Genomic DNA, 16,462 nt, shown 5'->3' on the forward strand with positions numbered 1-16,462 from the left:
TCAACAGGTTTGATTCGGATTATCGTAATTATCCGACTGGTCTTCAGTCGTATCATCGAGACATTTAAAGTCTTTTTCAACCAATAGGTATAAACTGTCTTTGTCGTTAAGGGGCATACGGGCATCGCAGCCGATCACGGCATTAGTTTCCCAGTCTTTGAGAAAGGCCGCAGACAGGTACAGGGTTATCTTATTACCGGTATAAGTAGCCGTCAGATCTTCTTCTGCTTCTTTACGTTGCAGGGCGTAGGTCAGCGTACCCGTAGCAAATACGGTATGCTCCTCATGATAACCGTCGCGGACCAATATCGTTACATCCGTTTTGGACAAGCGATACCGCACGGAGTTTCCTTTTATTCTGATCTTCATAGTATTGGGTCGGAATAGTTGATTCCTTTTAATTATTTACCCGGGGCCTGCATCAGGCAATGATCCGGTGCGCCCCGCTGTATATATTGAACCTTTCGTTTCTTAAAAAACCGGCGAGTGTTATGCCTCTTTCCTCGGCAAGACTTACAGCCAGGCTGGAGGGTGCGCCTACTGCCGCTATGATCGTGATACCGGCCATGGCCGCCTTTTGTACCAGTTCGAAACTAGCCCGGCCGCTCAACAACAATACCGACTGGTGCAAGGGTAAGTATCCGCCGGCCAGGGCATAACCGATCAGCTTGTCGAGGGCGTTATGCCGGCCCACATCCTCCCGCATCTGTATAAAACGGCCTTCGCGGTCAAACAGGGCGGAGGCATGCAACCCACCCGTCTGGCCAAATACCGCCTGCTGCTCCCGGAGGAGATCTGGCAGGCGGAACAAAACAGCGGCATCGAGCTGTAACGCTGCCGCCGGTGTGGCAAAGGGCATTACCGTACGAATGGCATCGATACTGGCCTTACCACATACCCCGCAACTGGAGGTCATATAAAAATTCCGGTCGCTTTGCTGCAGCACGGGGCGCGTATCGCCGGTAAGCTTAACCAGCACCCGGTTGTCGCCTGCAGCGCCCTCGCTTACCGAAGCCACCTGTGTATAATCCTGTATGATACCTTCCGTAAATAAAAAGCCGGTGGCCAGTTCGGCGTCGTTACCCGGGGTACGCATGGTTACCGCCACACTTTTATAGTGCGGCTGCCCGGCTTCAGTATACCGTAACTGTACTTCCAGCGGCTCTTCCACGGCAAGCAGATCTTCGTCCGGCGTTACACCGGCGCCCTGTACCCTGGTAATCGCCCACCTGGCGACTGCGGTTTGTTCCATAGCCAAAATTACCCTTCTTTTTTGAATTCGGGCCTGCTTGTTATTGCCTTTGCGGCCTCGTATTGTTCCGGTGTATCGGCTCCCGATAAACAGTTTAGATCGGCCGGAAGATAAGGGTCGGCCTTTTCGGCGCGCAGCAGGGCCTGCAGCGAGGCGCGGCCCTGCGCAAACCCCAATCCGGCAGCCTGCGCGCACGTAGCCGGATAATAAGCCAGCAGCGGTTCGTATACCCCGGCCGCTTCGTTGTAAAAGGCGGCCGGCCTCCCGGGGCTCAGGTATAGCAGGAAGCGCTCCAGCTCTGAACGACGCAGGAAGGGATAATCACAGCCCACAAACAGGAAATTATGCCCGGGCAGCAGGTCCGCAGCCGTAAGTAAGGCAGCCATAGGTCCGGCCTGTTCGTAAGCAGGCAGATCGGGCAATAAAGGGAAGCCTGCGGGCAACCGGGCAACCTGTTCCGCATTTACCGACAACCACACCTCGCTACACAAGCCCTGCAGCATATCGTACAGGTATAAGGCCTGTGGCCGGCCGTGGTAGTCCAGCAGGTATTTGCCGGTACCCATACGGCTGCTTTGTCCGCCGCACACTACGATTCCCGTTATCTTATTCTTTTCCTGCATCAGGGTAAATGTTCTGAAAGTACAATAGCATCCTGTAGCCCATAACGGTTGATGGCCTGTGGCAGCAGGCTGTCGCGTACCACGATCAGCAGCTGACCGTCCTGTTGTCCCGACTGGTAGCTGCGTACCGTATTAAGGATAGCCGGCTCCAGGCCTTCTCCCTGCTCCAGTTCCAGCTTACCGGCCTCGTCGATAACAAGCCAGGCCGGGTGTTGCGCCACAGCCGCAGCCAGGATGTCGCGGGCACGGGCAAAAGCTTCCTTGGCAAAAAGAAAACGGCCTATGGTTATTTTTTCGCCGCCATAACTGTCCGCCACCTCGAAGGTATGATAGCGTTTCGTAGCGATATCATAGATCACCCGGCGGTTGTGCACATCGGGCGTAAGGATGCCGGCCGCACCCGGCCGGTCCTGCACCCAGTTATATAAAGCCGTAGTCTTACCCGTTCTGATAGCCCGGCTGAACAGGTAGATCTGTCCTTTCTTTTCTTTCATCATACAATGTAAGCGCAACCATATAGTAAATAAAATATTGAAGCCTGCGTAATAGGCCCTGCCGGCGGCTTGCGAGTTGCCAGCAAGGCTTTACATAACTGCGTATACCCGGCAGCAACGCAATAATCACAGCCGCCTCCCGGCCATGCGCCCCGCGCTGACGGCGCAACCAGCGTTGCAACAACCAATTGATGACCGGGCGCAGTACAAAGAACAGTAACAGGACGGCCGCCAGGCTTCGTACCAGGATAAACAGCACTTGTTTGCTGTTGCCCGACAACAGAAATACCGTAACCATAAAAGCTAATACAAGCAGGTAGACCAACCAGAGGCGTTTCCGTTTGCCTTTACCTGTAGTGCCATCGACCGAGAGTACTGCCTGATGCTCATCATACCACTGCAGGATCTCGGCCTTGCGCTGATCGATACGGCCCGGCAGCGCGGCCGAAAACAAGCCCACCACAACACCCCATACGATGTATACCAACAGGTAAGTCCCGATCAGCAACAAGCTGAACGAAACATCGACCTTAAGCGAAAACTCTTTGCAAATACTCTCAAACAATTTATCGAGGGCCACCCAAAACGACTTGCCATAGATGAGGGTCATTACAATAATCTTCTGCAATGCCGACTCCGCCATTGCCAGGATAGCCAGCAGTACCGATGCCAGCCTGAAATTGCGGATATACCGGTAAAACAACGCGCCCACCAATCCCTGGAAGGCCACCGCCAGGTAGGCCGGTGGCGGCGAATGCGGGCTTACGGTAGCCTTAACCAGGAGTACAAGTACCAGGGCCTTCAGCACCTGCCCGTAGTCGCGGCGGGCATACCAGGCAATAAGCCCGATCATGAGCACGGCAGAACCGCCGACAAAAAAACCGGTAAGCGGTATCTTCAGCGCAAACATAAGGCCACCAAGACCGGATTCGCTAAAGGCCCATAAAGCCGTAAGCCGGGCAATGGCATGTTGGTTACGATCCGGGGCAGGCTGCAGGTCCATGGTTCGGGGATTAGGAAGAAAAGCCTAAAATTAAAGCAAACCGGGAAATAAATAACAGGAGCTACAGCTATAACCATAAACCCATAGCCTACATCGTTGCACAGGGTATAACGGATCAGGCAGAATTTCTGGGGGATTAAAAATTGAGCCCGCAGATCTGTTCCTCTATTATTTATTCAAGGAAAATTAATGGGGAGCATTTAAGCTATCCTGGATAGATAAATATACTGCAATACCAGGTCCTGGCGGCGAATAGAATCCTGCGAATTTCATTTTTTCTCGCAGCGAACAGGTACATATTGGTTATAACATATGGTCACCAACCGCGTAGAAATGCTTTGCCCAACGCCCATTACATGCACTGCCGGGACGTCAAGCCAGGAAACGACCAAACATACCGACCTTTAGAAAAAGGGCGTTAATAAACCGCGTAGCGCTCATGAGCACCAACAGGACAATAAAAAATACAGCGAATAAATGCTGCTGGACGCCGTATAGAAAGAAATACAGTTCCCACAGTCTGGCCCTGTACTTTAGTTCGTTCGTCATTCCTTCGTCCAATTTTTACTATTGCCCGGAATATTTCTTTTAGGCGTACAAGGCATTTTTAGCACTTTTTCTACAGTCTTGATTTTTGCTTCTTTGTATTAAGACAAAGAAGAATAAAAAACCAGGGTAAGTACACCGGAGTCCCCCAACTTGTCCGCTTGATCCGGTATAACCAGGCGCCCGGTAAAGGAATGGCCCGGCAATATACCGGGCCATAGGGAAAATATTTGTTGGCGTATGATCATTACTGAGCGGGTAAGCGGTACGCGGACGTCAACGACAAGCAAAACAGCAGCTAACAATCGTTTAGCTCGTAGGCGGCCTGCTCCCTGGCTTGTTCCATACGTTGCTTTTCTTCAGGGCTTAATAACTGCTGTTGCAATACCACGTTCAGACTGCGTTTGCGGTTGGGGCTAATCCATACGCCTTTCAGCTCTTTACCATTGCGGTGCAATATCATTACACCGGTAAAGCCGCTTTCCGTAAGGCAATAGTCGTCTTTTTCATTTACTTCCGCATTCAGCGACAGCCAGCGGCTTTTACCATCGTATTTATAAATGGCGTCGTAAATCACATGTCCGCCGCAGGGATCGGTAGCATTGATATAAAGTGTCACGGGCATTTTTCCGTCTACCTTACCTTTATACAGCCAACTGCCGGTAACCGTTGCAGCCCGGCTTATACTACTGCAAAGCAATACGGCGGGTAATAAGTATTTTATTTTCATCCCTGTTTTTTTTGAACGCAAATATAAAAGCTCAGTCCGCATTCCAGGCAAACCAATGATATAAACGCCGCTCATCGCGCCAGATGACCCAGCAGTAGCCGGCCAGGCGCTTGTTCCGCATGGCATTCAGCTTTACCCAATGCCCCTGCACGGCTACCGGGACAAATTTAAGATCGTCGGGGTGTACCAGTTTTACCCCGGCACAATAGTATTTATCCGCAGCGGGTAATTGCCCTTCGGGATAGGGTTTATCGTAGAGTACCGAAGTATCCCATTGCCGCACAATGCGGAAATACTCGCCGGCAGCCGCTTCGGCGAGCAGGTACTGTTCCCAGCTGGCATAACGCCCATAAGCGGCCGGGATATAGGCACGGGCGCCGGTAGTATCGGCCAGGATCTCGAAATAACGCGGGGTAACGCGGGTACATATAAATGCCGGGCCATTACCCCCGCCGCATTGAAAAGGCTGGAAGGGCCCTTCGTAAAAAGAGTTGGGCTCGGCACAAGCCATGCACTGCGGACAATTGGTTTGCGCCACCGTGAGCTGGGTTTGCAATTGGGTAAGCCCCGTGTCGCGGTATACCGGAACCGTATCGGTCCATTGAAGCACATGGTGCGTACGCGCCAGCTCCAGCAGTCCTGTACCCAGGCTGTAGTCCCCGCCCGGTGTAAGGGCCCGGGCTACAGCCGTTATAGTAAGCAGGTATAGTATCAACAGGATCCTGGAAGCCATCTCTTGTTACCCGGTTTAAAATATAGAAGAGGCATCGGGCCTGCGGTTCAGCGCATCTTCCACATCGGCCTTGAAGGTTTCGAATTTTTCCTTGTTCCTGCCTTTGAATATGGCTTTAACGATAACCATGGCCAGTACGATCCATAATGCACCGCCTACGCCAAAGGCGAGTTGTCCGGCAAGCAGGCTCAATATGGTCGAAAGCAATACAGCGGCAAGTACGATGGCCCCGACCACCCAAAGCACGGGGGGAATAAAGTCGATCATAAAAAAGGTCTTCTTATCGCGTACCAGGAACTTGAAATTATCCTTAGGTACGATAATGGTGCGCGGCGTAAGAAAGGGCTTTTTGATTACAGCGCCGGGATACTTGCCGGACAGGCCGTCCATGACCTCTTCCAGTGGTTTCTTCTGCATGTTCTGTACTTTCATAAAAACTTGTTTTTGTTCGTTTAGGGATGAACCGGGCAGATATACCCGGCTGAATACAAAACAAATTTATCCGGCCACTTTGCTAAATATTTTATAGGATTACAAAGCGCGGGCATTATTTCCCGATCTGCGGCCGCAACGCTTAAATACGCTAGCGCTTTGATGATGCAGAAGTTGTGTCCGGCACGATTACCTCGGGCTCATCGACCAATACCGGTGCGCCACCCAGGGTAGACACCGGTTGTGCCTCCACGGTACCGGTGTCCTCGACAATAGCCGGTTCCCCCATCAGGCGATGCTCATCGGGTTCGGGCGGGATCACCGGCATAACCGTATCGCCCGTAAGATAAGTAATGCCTGCATTATGCGACAGGGTTGTATGTTGGGCAGCAGGCAGGCTTTGCCCCGGCCCCGAGGAAGTACAGGATGCCCCCATAATACAAAATACGAACAGGAGTATAGCAGCTGCCTTGCGGGACACCGGCAGGAAAGCACGGTTGAGCTGTTGTACAAATACCTCCGGCGCAGGTATGGGCACATCCAGCTGGTCCTTGCGGAACCGGCCACAGGTACCGGTATTGCTTTTGAGATACTGTACAATGTCTTCGGACTTCCAATCTGTAAAATCGATTACCGTTTTACAACACTGGCCGCAATGCCGCCCCCCGGCATCCGGGGTCATCGTTTGCCAATCAGCAGAACAGGGTTTGGGTATTTGTATCAGGGTATGCATAGGGCTTTTTTCTTCAAGATGCGTATACCCCCGGTATTCCATAAGCGGCGCTTAATTTTTTATACAACATTTTCGCCGGCGTTGCGTTTAAACAGGCAATACCGGTGGATCGGGCCGCAGGTAAGGCAGCTGTGATAGAGCCAGTCCTTAAAACACTCGTCATTTTATAATTATTTTAATTGTTTTTAAATAAAGTTTTCAGCCCTTTAATATAAAGAATTGAAATTTGGTATTAAATTTGCACGATAAAGGAAAACGAAAATAACAACTCATGAAAAAAAGTCTTTTAATTTTAGCAGCAGCTAGCGCAGTTGGCTTCGCCTCCTGCGGCGGTGGTAACAATGAGGGTTCCCTGACACCTGCACAGCTTGATTCTATCCAACAGGCTACAAGGCAGGCTACAGAAGATTCGATCGCCAATGCACAAAAACGCCAGAGCGATTCTCTTGTAAATGCACAGAATGCAACAGCTGTTGATTCTCTTAAAAGAGTAAACGATTCCCTGGCTGCAGTAGCCGCTAAACCTGCTACCAAGCCGGTAACACCTACTAAAAAACCGGCGCCTTCCAAAAATACGGGCACCAAACCGCAACCCGTACCTGAAGTAGTTGAACCAGCAAAACCGGTTAATCCAAAAGATGCACGGTTCGGTAACGAAGAAGCAAAAAAGAAAACACAGGAAGCCAATACGAACGCTAAAGACGCTCGTTTTAAATAGGCCTATTGTATAAAAACAGAAAGCGAAAGGACAATTCCTTTCGCTTTTTTTTATGCCTGGTGCCTGATATTAGATGTGAGATGTGAGATATTAGATATTAGATATTAGATATTAGATATGAGATGTTAGGTATTAGATGTTGGGTATGAGATGTTGGGTGCCGGATTTTAGATATCAGGAATTGGATGCCGCGTATGCCCTGCGCCCCGTTGGCAATGCTCCCGCCGCTATCGTAAACACAAAAAAAGCGGCCCATCAACGGGCCGCTTTGTAAAAATAATCCGGTAACTTATTTAGTCCAGGTACCAGTGTATTTATTTACCTGGCCTGTGCTTATTTTAGTGATGTTGTAGTTTACGGTAATGCTGTTGCCTGCGCTGTTGATAAAACCGTTACCCTCTACGCTGAAACCATCAGCATCGGGCTCCTGTGGCGGAATAGTAAAAGTAGTACCGCTGGCGCTTACGATAACATCGGCTGCAAAACCACCGTTTGAAGGTATACCGGAGAAACCACCGATATTCATTTTAGAGATAGAGCTCGGGTTCTTCACGACATTAGCAGTGTAAGCCGGTAACTGTGTGCCGTCTTCTTTTCTATCCTGGGCAGACCACTGACCAAGGAACTTGGTGCGTACTTCAACATCGCAATTGCTGCCTTCGTAGCCTTCGTTACAGATCTTATCATCCTTAGAGCAGGAAGTAAGGGTTACGGAAGCGAAACCGGCAATGGTCAGCATAGAAGCAGTGAGTAACAGACGTGCTTTTTTCATACTTGTTGATTTTATTTTTGTGTGAGTTATTAGACGATTAAATTAATGAACCAGGTTATAGCCGAGAATCCCAAATGCACATACCATAAACAGGATAGCTAAAACTATTTTTATTATCATGTTTCTCATTTTCACATAGCTTTCCTTGGCTAATGCAAAATGTGTGCCAAAAATAGATGGATTTTCTTAATTGACAACAAATGAAGACCTAATAAATTCAGAAAAATAAGTTAAGATGCAGCAGGTTTACCAATTCTTGCTTTTCAGGTCCCTTTCGGCATCGCGATTCTTAATCGTCTCGCGTTTGTCATACTGTTTTTTACCACGACCCAGGCCTATATCCAGTTTGGCATAGCCCTTTTCATTAATATACATGGACAGCGGCACAATGGTAAGCCCTTTTTCCTTAATCTTCTGCATCCACTTCTTGATCTCTTTTTTGGTCAGCAGCAGCTTGCGTTCTCTCCTGGGATCGTGTCCTGCGTAACCCGCATTGACGTATTCGGCAATATGCAGACTGCGTATCCACAATTCATTTTTGTGAAAGAAACAATAGCTATCGTTAAAGCTTACCTTGCCCAGGCGTACCGACTTGATCTCCGACCCGGTCAATACAACGCCAGCCGTGAGCTTATCTTCAATAGCAAACTCGAACGTAGCCGGCTTATTTTTCAGATAGACTCCTTTGGAGGAGGAAGCATTGGGTTTAGTCATAACAGATTCAATACAGATTTATGGATTTCGCGATTCTTTAACGTTAACACGGAAGATACGCAAAACGTTCGTTAAAGAAAGCCGCAACCCGGCATGATACCGGCCGGCTGTAAACAGGGTTGCATAACCCCGCTTTCAAAAAAAAATCCCGCCAGAAGTCTGCGGGATTTTTTCGGAGGTATCGAGCGGATTCGAACCGCTGTAGCAGCTTTTGCAGAGCTGAGCCTAGCCACTCGGCCACGATACCAGTGCTTCCTTAGAAGGTGTGCAAAAGTAATAAACATTCCTCATTCTGCAAACAGTTTTTTGTCTTTTTTTTAATTAACGCTTAAAACAGGCTTTGACGCGCATATCAGTTTAATTACAGACTTTTGGACCCTGTTATTTTTTCAATCAACCCTTATTAATTGATACATTTATGATAGGCGAATCGGAACTGATCATTACTCCAAAAGGCTGCATCTACCACCTCGACGTACACCCCGATGAAATTGCCGATACTGTTATTACCGTAGGCGACCCGGGCCGGGTACCCGAAGTGTCGAAACACTTCGACCGCGTCGAACATAAAAAAGCACACCGCGAATTTGTAACCCATACCGGTTATATCGGCAACAAGCGCATCAGCGTGGTAAGCAGCGGCATCGGCCCCGATAATATCGACATCACGCTTAACGAACTCGATGCCCTGGTCAATATCGATTTCGAAACACGCGAACCCAAAGCACAGCAACGCTCGCTCAACATCGTCCGCCTGGGCACTTCGGGCTCGCTGCAGGAGGACATACCGGTAGACAGCCTGGTAGCTTCGTCCTTTGGTATCGGCCTCGACAACCTGCTGCATTACTACCGTTTCGAAAACAATGCCGACGAGCTTTTCCTGCTTAATGCCTTCAGCCAGCATACCCACCTTACCGGCAACCCCATACAACCTTATATCGCAGAAGGATCGATCCGGTTGCTCAATCACTTCTCCGGCGATTATATACACGGCATTACCGTTACCTGCCCGGGGTTTTATGCACCGCAGGGCCGGAAGCTGCGCCTGCCGCTGGCCTTCCCTACCCTGGTCGATACTCTGTCGAGCTTCGAAAGCGGTACCCACCGTATTACCAATTTTGAAATGGAGACGTCTGCTATTTACGGGCTGGGTAAATTAATGGGGCATCATTGTCTTTCGGTAAATACGATCGTGGCCAACAGGCAGGCCAAAACATTTTCGAAAGATGCCGCAGCGGCAGTAGAAAATATGATCCGCAAATCGCTCGGAATTATATCGGGACTGTAACCTTATACGCCAAGGCAATTTCTATACAGGTAAAGCCAGTCTCCTCTTGCTGGAGACTGGCTTTACTATTTACCCGTTTTATGGAAACAGTCGGCTGTAACAGGGCATGGCTGCCAATATCTCCTGGTCCAAACAGAACTTTACCGGGCTGCTATTTTTGATTAAAAGACAGGCAAAAAACAAAAATACAAACAACAATTACACATAACAATAAATACTATACCAAAATTCAAAGTAATTTCACTCCGCATAACATAGTCCTGGCGTTCATTTTTTCGTTTTTCCCCTTGCGCACTACAGGTAAAAAACTGGCAAAAAATATAGAACACACGAGTAGCCGCAAATCCGCGCCTGTCCTATCATTTAACACTCAGCAGCTTGCAGGATGCGCAAGAATAATTAAGTTTTTTTTAGCATTAAAAAATATCTTTTAGCATCAAAAAAATATAGGTTTGGTTAAACAGAAGTTATCAACGAAAGAGCTAAAATTCAAAACCAAGAACCTATAGCAGCAATTTTATTTTCCTGAAACTTTATCGCGTTCCCCCCGAAACATCCCGGCGCCTTCAACCGCCCGGCGATGCCAGGCAGCCCTTTCCTGTAACCTAACCGGATGATTCTTTATTGTTCACCTCCATAAATGTTGCATTTTATGAAAAAACAGTATGTACAATCCCTTTTTGCCGGCCTTGGCCTGTTCTGCGCAATCGGGAGTTACGCACAAGAGGGTAATGCTTTACGTCCTATCGACCAGCAGGTCATAAACGCAAAGTCGCAGGGACTTTTCAAACAGACCGTCAGTCCCTTTGTCCTGCAGGCAGGCACCGCTGCCCGTGGCACCAGCCAGGTAGTGACCGATGCCACCTACCTGCAGTTATCCCCGGCCAATACCCGTAAACTCTGGAGCGAGCATCCCGATGCCCTTACCCTCAGTATTCCGAAACAGGACGGCGCAAGCCTGGAAATGGAACTGGTACAGCAATCACCATTCGATAAAAGTTTTTTTGTAAGCACCAGCAGCAGCAACGGACAACCCGTGGCTTACACACCGGGCGTTTACTACCGCGGCGTTATTAAAGGCATGCCGGGCACTACGGTAGCCATAAGTGTATTCCAGGACGAAATTATAGGCGTTGCCGCTACGGAAACGGAAGGCAGCCTGGTACTGGGCAAACTGCAGAAAGCAGGTAATGTATCCGACTACATCCTCTACTCCGACAAGAACCTGAACGCACCGCAGCCTGCGGGTTGCAGTACCGAAGAGCCTTTGGGTTATGCCGAGAAAATACGGGAATACATGCAGACCGCTAAGAAAGGTACCGCTATCGATAAATGCGTGCGGGTGTACCTCGAGTGCGACTATGCATTGAACCAAAACAAAGGCGGTGTAACCGGCGCTACCAATTTTATAACAGCCGTATTCAATAACCTGGCCACGCTGTATGCCAACGAACAGATCACCACCGTGATCTCGCAGGTATTCGTATGGACCAGCCAGGACAGCTACCCTACTGCCAGCAGCAGTTCGGCGCTTAACAGCTTTAAAGCTACCCGTACCAGCTTTAACGGCGACCTTGCCCACCTGGCTGCGCTCGGTGGACAAAACGTAGGCGGCATTGCCTGGATCGACGTGCTTTGCAATTCCTCCTACCGTTATGCCTATAGCAATATCTACAGCTCCTACAGCACCGTACCTACCTACTCCTGGTCGGTATATGTTATGACCCATGAAATGGGCCACAACCTGGGTTCGCCGCATACGCAAAGCTGCAGCTGGAGCGGCGGTGCACTCGACAACTGTTATACTACCGAAGGCGGATGCGCGGCAGGTCCCGCCCCGAGCAATGGCGGTACCATTATGAGCTATTGCCACCTGACCAGCTATGGCATTAATTTCAACAACGGCTTTGGTACCCAACCCGGCAACCTGATCCGCAACCGGGTAAGCAATGCCTCCTGCCTGACCACCTGCGCGCCTACCGGCGGCTGCACGGCCAACAGCGCTACGCTTACCGTTACCGCCGACAACTACCCCAGCGAAATTACCTGGAACATCAAAAACAGCGCCAACGCGATCGTTGCATCAGGCGGCCCTTATGCCACCGCAGGCGGTACCGTTACCACCAACCTGTGCCTGCCTAATGGCTGTTATACTTTAACGATGATGGACTCCTATGGCGATGGTATCTGCTGCTCTTACGGCAACGGTTCGTACAGCCTGAAAAACAGTGCCAACCAGGTGCTCGCAAGCGGCGCCCAGTATACCACCCAGGATGTCAAAACCTTTTGCTTTACCGGCGCAGCACCCGGGGGCACACCGGGCCAGTCCTCGCTCATCAGTACTGCCAGCTTCAATGTATACCCCAACCCAGCCCGTAACCTGCTGAACATAACCTGGAACAGCAACAGCGATGCCACAGCCCGCATCGTGCTTACCGACGCTACCGGCCGCAAGGTAGGATCCTATGAACTGCGTGCCACACCGGGCGCCAACAAGTTTGAAATACCGGTGCAGCAACTCAGCGACGGCCTCTACCTGTTGCAGCTGAACCAGGATACAGACGCTTATCAACAAAAGGTGATGATCAGACATTAATCATCTGCCGGACACCCTCAAAAACGCCTTCCTGCCTGCAGGAGGGCGTTTTTATTGACGGCAGTACCGGCGCCCGGCCCTATTTTAAAAGAAAATGGTTAATAGCCGGGAAGAATGCCTGAAAATCCTGCAATATTTCTTTTCTTTGCCATCCTTTTTCCTGTCTGTACAGGAATATTACCTCATACCGGCTGCCGGTAAGCAGTTGGAAAAGCAAAGCCATTTTTATGGACTTCAAAAATATAGATGATACATTAAAGCCGCTGCTGCAGGCGGTGGCCGCCCGGAATGTGAAACGCCCGATCGAACCCGGTAAAGATTATATACCGGTAACGGGTAAGATACTGGATGAAGACGATATCCTGTATGGTGTGGATGCCACGCTCGACGGCTGGCTGACTACCGGCCGCTATGCCGCAGAGTTTGAACGGAAGTTTGCGCGTTACTTCGGCAGCCGCTTCTCCCTGTTGGTCAACTCCGGCTCATCGGCTAACCTCGTTGCCTTTTATGCCCTTACCTCGCCCAAGCTGGGCGACCGCGCCCTGAAACCGGGCGATGAAGTGATTACCGTTGCTGCGGGTTTCCCGACAACCGTAAACCCGATGGTACAGTTTGGCTGTATCCCCGTATTTATCGACGTAGCTATACCGACCTATAACATCAAGGCCGAACAGATCGAAGCCGCAATCGGTCCCAGGACCAAAGCCATTATGCTGGCACATACGCTGGGCAATCCTTTTAACCTGGACATCGTTATGGCCGTGGCCAAAAAGTATAAGCTCTGGGTGATCGAGGATGACTGCGATTCGCTGGGAGCAACCTACCGCGACCAGAAGACAGGCACCTTCGGCGACCTGGCCACCGTATCTTTTTACCCGGCCCACCATATTACCATGGGCGAGGGCGGTTCGGTACTGATCAATAACGCATCGTTGAAAAAAATAGCGGAAAGCTTCAGGGACTGGGGCCGCGATTGCTGGTGCGAACCGGGCAAAGACAATACCTGCGGTAAACGGTTTGATCAATGCCTGGGCGAACTGCCCTGTGGTTATGATCATAAATACACCTATTCACATATCGGGTTTAACCTGAAGGTGACCGATATGCAGGCCGCGATCGGGCTGAGCCAGCTGAACAAGGCCGATGCCTTTGTCAAAAAAAGAAGAACCAATTTCGACTTGCTGTACCGCACCTTAAAACCTTTTGAAGAACATTTTATACTACCGGAAGCCACGCCACATAGCAATCCCAGCTGGTTTGGCTTTATGCTGACTGTAAGGCCGGGCAGTCCTATTGTGCGCAACGACCTGGTACGCTACCTCGAAGAACAGAAGGTAGGCACCCGCCTGTTGTTTGCCGGCAACCTGATTAAACAACCGGCGTACCTCAATATCGAAAAACGGATTGTAGGTTCGCTGGAGAACACGGATATGATCATGAACCATGCTTTCTGGCTGGGCGTATGGCCCGGTTTGAACCAGGAGCATTACGATTATATCGCCTCGGTGATACGGGCGTATATCAACGGACTGCAATAAATAACAGCAACTGTTTAAGCAGCCTGTTCCTCTGCATTACAGCAAGAGGAACAGGCTATTTTTATGCGTGCAACCGGTCAATATCAAGGGTACAGATGCAGACAATAAACAATAAGCACTGCTCCGGCGCATGGAGGGCGTGCCGGTGGCCGCTTAGTTATAATTCAGTGGTAATTGCAACAGGCTTGAACGCTGGTCCAGGCCCGTGCGTTCGATGCGGTCCAGGTTCTTTACCGAGGAATTGAGCAATTCCCGGCCCAGGCGTATAATCTCGGAAATAAAATCAATCTTATCTTCGATATCCGCGAACTGAACCAGTTGCGTACTAATTTTTGAGGCAAATTCTTTCTGATCCAGGTTGATATCCGTAAAGTGCCGGATCGAAAATTGTTGGGCGGCTGATGCAATCTTTTGTTTCATATAAACCGTTGTTAATAGCTACAAATTCATTGATAAAGGCTAAGACAAAATAATTGTTAAAAACTTAAGATCAAATTTTATGCCAATTTATAAGCATTTCTAAGTCAAGAGGCCGGAACACCTTTGTTTAGCACAATATATAAATTATTAAAATTTAAAGTTTTTAACACAAGAAATGCAAAAACCAGGTTTTTACCTGGTTTTTAGTGTATACCCAAAAGGTTAAAAAAAAGCCATACAAGCAGGATGAGTAGTATATCATTTTAGCAACTATAGCTGGCAAAAAACAGAAAATTATATTAGCTTTGAAAGACAGCCTGCCCGGAGCAGCTGGTAAAAGCAGGTAAAAACTCGGTTTCCCTGCAATTTTTTCAACAGCGTCAAAGAAAGAATGCCTTATACAGATCACTTCATTACTACCAATAGGATTAACCTGCATTTCATAGAGTACAATCCCCAAAAAAACAAACCTGTCCTGATCCTGATGCATGGTCTTACGGCCAATGCACATGCTTTCGACGGTTTGATATCGCGCGGACTGGCACAACATTTCAGGGTTATTTCGCCCGACCTGCGCGGTAGGGGGCATAGCGAAAAACCCGTGTTCAAATACGGGTTAAAACATCATGCCAAAGATATTATCGGTATGATGGACCAATTGGGTATTGAAAAAGCTTTTATCGGCGGCCATTCGTTCGGGGGCCTGCTCAGCGTATATCTCGCCAATCATTTTCCCGACCGTATCGAAAAGCTGGTCATCCTGGATGCCGCAGCAGAGATGAATGCCAAGGTGCCGGAAATGCTGATGCCGATCTTAAAAAGGCTCGACCGTATCTTCCCCTCGTTTGAACATTATATCGACTACGCCAAAGCCGCCCCGCAGAATAACTTCTGGGAAGAGGAAATGAAAACCTATTACCGCGCCGATGTAAGAACCCTGCCCGATGGCAGCGTACGCTCCTACTCCAGCCTGGATAAAATGATAAAAGTGGCCATAGGCGTGGCCAACCAGCCCTGGCGTTCATTATTCAGCGATGTACGCCAGCCGGCACTGCTGATCAACGGCCCGGATATCTACAATATGGGCGAGCCCATACTACCCGACTTTAAAGCCCGGGAAAGCGCATCCCTGTTGCCCGACGGCCATTATGTACGGGTAGATGGCAACCACCAGACGATGTTGTACGGCGATGGCGCCACGCAGATCGTCGACGCCATCCTGCGGTTTGCAGGCAACGAACGTTAAGCGTTACGGCCTATAATTTATCGAGTTTAAAATAACCGATATGCAGCGGATCGGGCGCCAGGCCGGCTTCCGGCTCGTCGCCGATCAACAGCGCAAAACGGTGTTTATAAAAAGGATCGATGATATCTTTTACGGGATAAATGTCGTCCACATCAACGCCATACTTATCGTCGATATGCGAAACGGCCCCTTCGAAGCCGCAATGCTTGTAGAAGGCCGTCTTTTTGGCTGCGCTGATGGCCGCAGAGGGTTCCGGCGCCACGTTCAGCATTTTATAATGCAGTTCTTCAAACTCGCCTTCCCGGTAACCACCCAGGTTTAAGAAAAACAAGTGATTGCCCTGTTGCCTGTTGGCTGCAGTAATGCCGCCGGCAGGCACCACCGATACCGGGTAGCCATCCACATTGGTTACAGCACGCCAGGCATCGACATGTAAAGCGCCTTTGGCTTCGGGCCAGAAGGCTACGATATCCGGCACCAGCTCCTGCATACTACCGGCAATACCGAAAAAAACATCATGCTGTTCGGTAAAACGCCCGGGCGGCTTACAGCCCACGATCACCATAAATAACCTGTACCCTTCCATAAGCGGATATTGTGTTTGCGACAAAAATAAGCATATAA

Annotated in this window: 18 protein-coding genes and 1 tRNA gene; 5 read left to right on the forward strand and 14 right to left on the reverse strand. The window is 49.6% G+C overall.

Annotation, left to right across the window (positions count from 1 at the left end):
• The 9 genes from B0I18_RS23260 to B0I18_RS23300 form a co-directional block, all read right to left on the reverse strand.
• Complete coding sequence (locus B0I18_RS23260) at nucleotides 1-369, reverse strand: DUF7009 family protein (protein WP_106525170.1); 369 nt, start codon at nucleotides 367-369, stop codon at nucleotides 1-3.
• Between the two features lie 52 nt (nucleotides 370-421).
• On the reverse strand, nucleotides 422-1,252 hold the full coding sequence (gene fdhD, locus B0I18_RS23265) for a formate dehydrogenase accessory sulfurtransferase FdhD (protein ID WP_106525171.1): 831 nt from the start codon (nucleotides 1,250-1,252) through the stop codon (nucleotides 422-424).
• Between the two features lie 8 nt (nucleotides 1,253-1,260).
• Nucleotides 1,261-1,875 (reverse strand): molybdenum cofactor guanylyltransferase, encoded by a 615-nt coding sequence (gene mobA / locus B0I18_RS23270; protein ID WP_106525172.1) that lies wholly within the window; start codon nucleotides 1,873-1,875, stop codon nucleotides 1,261-1,263.
• A complete protein-coding gene (locus tag B0I18_RS23275; RefSeq protein WP_106525173.1) occupies nucleotides 1,875-2,369 on the reverse strand; it encodes a hypothetical protein in 495 nt (164 codons plus the stop codon). Before B0I18_RS23275 ends, mobA begins: the two co-directional genes overlap by 1 nt.
• On the reverse strand, nucleotides 2,314-3,372 hold the full coding sequence (locus tag B0I18_RS23280; RefSeq protein ID WP_106525174.1) for a hypothetical protein: 1,059 nt from the start codon (nucleotides 3,370-3,372) through the stop codon (nucleotides 2,314-2,316). The genes B0I18_RS23275 and B0I18_RS23280 overlap by 56 nt, the downstream gene beginning before the upstream one ends.
• An 844-nt stretch (nucleotides 3,373-4,216) precedes the next feature.
• Nucleotides 4,217-4,648: a hypothetical protein gene (locus tag B0I18_RS23285; protein ID WP_106525175.1), complete on the reverse strand. Its 432-nt coding sequence runs from the start codon at nucleotides 4,646-4,648 to the stop codon at nucleotides 4,217-4,219.
• Nucleotides 4,649-4,679: 31 nt separating this feature from the next.
• On the reverse strand, nucleotides 4,680-5,381 hold the full coding sequence (locus tag B0I18_RS23290; protein WP_106525176.1) for a hypothetical protein: 702 nt from the start codon (nucleotides 5,379-5,381) through the stop codon (nucleotides 4,680-4,682).
• A 15-nt stretch (nucleotides 5,382-5,396) separates the two neighbouring features.
• Nucleotides 5,397-5,813, reverse strand: a complete 417-nt coding sequence (locus B0I18_RS23295) for a hypothetical protein (protein ID WP_106525177.1) — start codon at nucleotides 5,811-5,813, stop codon at nucleotides 5,397-5,399.
• A gap of 151 nt (nucleotides 5,814-5,964) precedes the next feature.
• The gene (locus B0I18_RS23300; protein WP_146146860.1) at nucleotides 5,965-6,546 is read right to left on the reverse strand and encodes a hypothetical protein; all 582 of its coding nucleotides are present in this window, start codon (nucleotides 6,544-6,546) and stop codon (nucleotides 5,965-5,967) included.
• A gap of 271 nt (nucleotides 6,547-6,817) precedes the next feature.
• Between B0I18_RS23300 and B0I18_RS23305 the strand changes: the two genes are divergently transcribed.
• The gene (locus B0I18_RS23305; RefSeq protein WP_106525179.1) at nucleotides 6,818-7,264 is read left to right on the forward strand and encodes a hypothetical protein; all 447 of its coding nucleotides are present in this window, start codon (nucleotides 6,818-6,820) and stop codon (nucleotides 7,262-7,264) included.
• A 289-nt stretch (nucleotides 7,265-7,553) separates the two neighbouring features.
• Here the strand turns inward: B0I18_RS23305 and B0I18_RS23310 are convergent, their stop codons facing one another.
• The 3 genes from B0I18_RS23310 to B0I18_RS23320 form a co-directional block, all read right to left on the reverse strand.
• Nucleotides 7,554-8,036 (reverse strand): hypothetical protein, encoded by a 483-nt coding sequence (locus tag B0I18_RS23310; protein ID WP_106525180.1) that lies wholly within the window; start codon nucleotides 8,034-8,036, stop codon nucleotides 7,554-7,556.
• 246 nt (nucleotides 8,037-8,282) lie between these two features.
• Entirely contained in the window at nucleotides 8,283-8,750 is a 468-nt protein-coding gene (smpB, locus tag B0I18_RS23315; protein WP_106525181.1) for an SsrA-binding protein SmpB, read from the reverse strand.
• A 176-nt stretch (nucleotides 8,751-8,926) separates the two neighbouring features.
• A tRNA-Cys gene (locus tag B0I18_RS23320) sits at nucleotides 8,927-8,997 on the reverse strand.
• A gap of 171 nt (nucleotides 8,998-9,168) precedes the next feature.
• Here B0I18_RS23320 and B0I18_RS23325 point away from each other — a divergent pair.
• The 3 genes from B0I18_RS23325 (at nucleotide 9,169) to rfbH (ending at nucleotide 14,172) form a co-directional block, all read left to right on the forward strand.
• A complete protein-coding gene (locus B0I18_RS23325; protein ID WP_106525182.1) occupies nucleotides 9,169-10,038 on the forward strand; it encodes a nucleoside phosphorylase in 870 nt (289 codons plus the stop codon).
• A gap of 652 nt (nucleotides 10,039-10,690) precedes the next feature.
• Nucleotides 10,691-12,634 (forward strand): zinc-dependent metalloprotease, encoded by a 1,944-nt coding sequence (locus B0I18_RS23330; RefSeq protein WP_181358595.1) that lies wholly within the window; start codon nucleotides 10,691-10,693, stop codon nucleotides 12,632-12,634.
• A gap of 227 nt (nucleotides 12,635-12,861) precedes the next feature.
• Nucleotides 12,862-14,172 carry a lipopolysaccharide biosynthesis protein RfbH gene (rfbH, locus tag B0I18_RS23335; RefSeq protein WP_106525184.1) on the forward strand — a complete coding sequence of 437 codons (1,311 nt, stop codon included), beginning with the start codon at nucleotides 12,862-12,864 and terminating at the stop codon, nucleotides 14,170-14,172.
• Nucleotides 14,173-14,325: 153 nt separating this feature from the next.
• Here the strand turns inward: rfbH and B0I18_RS23340 are convergent, their stop codons facing one another.
• On the reverse strand, nucleotides 14,326-14,592 hold the full coding sequence (locus B0I18_RS23340) for a hypothetical protein (RefSeq protein WP_106525185.1): 267 nt from the start codon (nucleotides 14,590-14,592) through the stop codon (nucleotides 14,326-14,328).
• Nucleotides 14,593-14,983: 391 nt separating this feature from the next.
• Here B0I18_RS23340 and B0I18_RS23345 point away from each other — a divergent pair, with 391 nt between their 5' ends.
• Nucleotides 14,984-15,838: an alpha/beta fold hydrolase gene (locus B0I18_RS23345; RefSeq protein ID WP_106525186.1), complete on the forward strand. Its 855-nt coding sequence runs from the start codon at nucleotides 14,984-14,986 to the stop codon at nucleotides 15,836-15,838.
• 10 nt (nucleotides 15,839-15,848) lie between these two features.
• Here B0I18_RS23345 and B0I18_RS23350 read toward each other — a convergent pair whose 3' ends face one another.
• Nucleotides 15,849-16,448, reverse strand: coding sequence for a DUF1543 domain-containing protein (locus B0I18_RS23350; protein WP_245882148.1), 600 nt, complete (start codon nucleotides 16,446-16,448; stop codon nucleotides 15,849-15,851).
• Nucleotides 16,449-16,462: the final 14 nt, after the last annotated feature.

Origin of the sequence: Taibaiella chishuiensis (assembly GCF_003014535.1) — a bacterium.
GTDB classification, from domain to species: domain Bacteria; phylum Bacteroidota; class Bacteroidia; order Chitinophagales; family Chitinophagaceae; genus Taibaiella; species Taibaiella chishuiensis.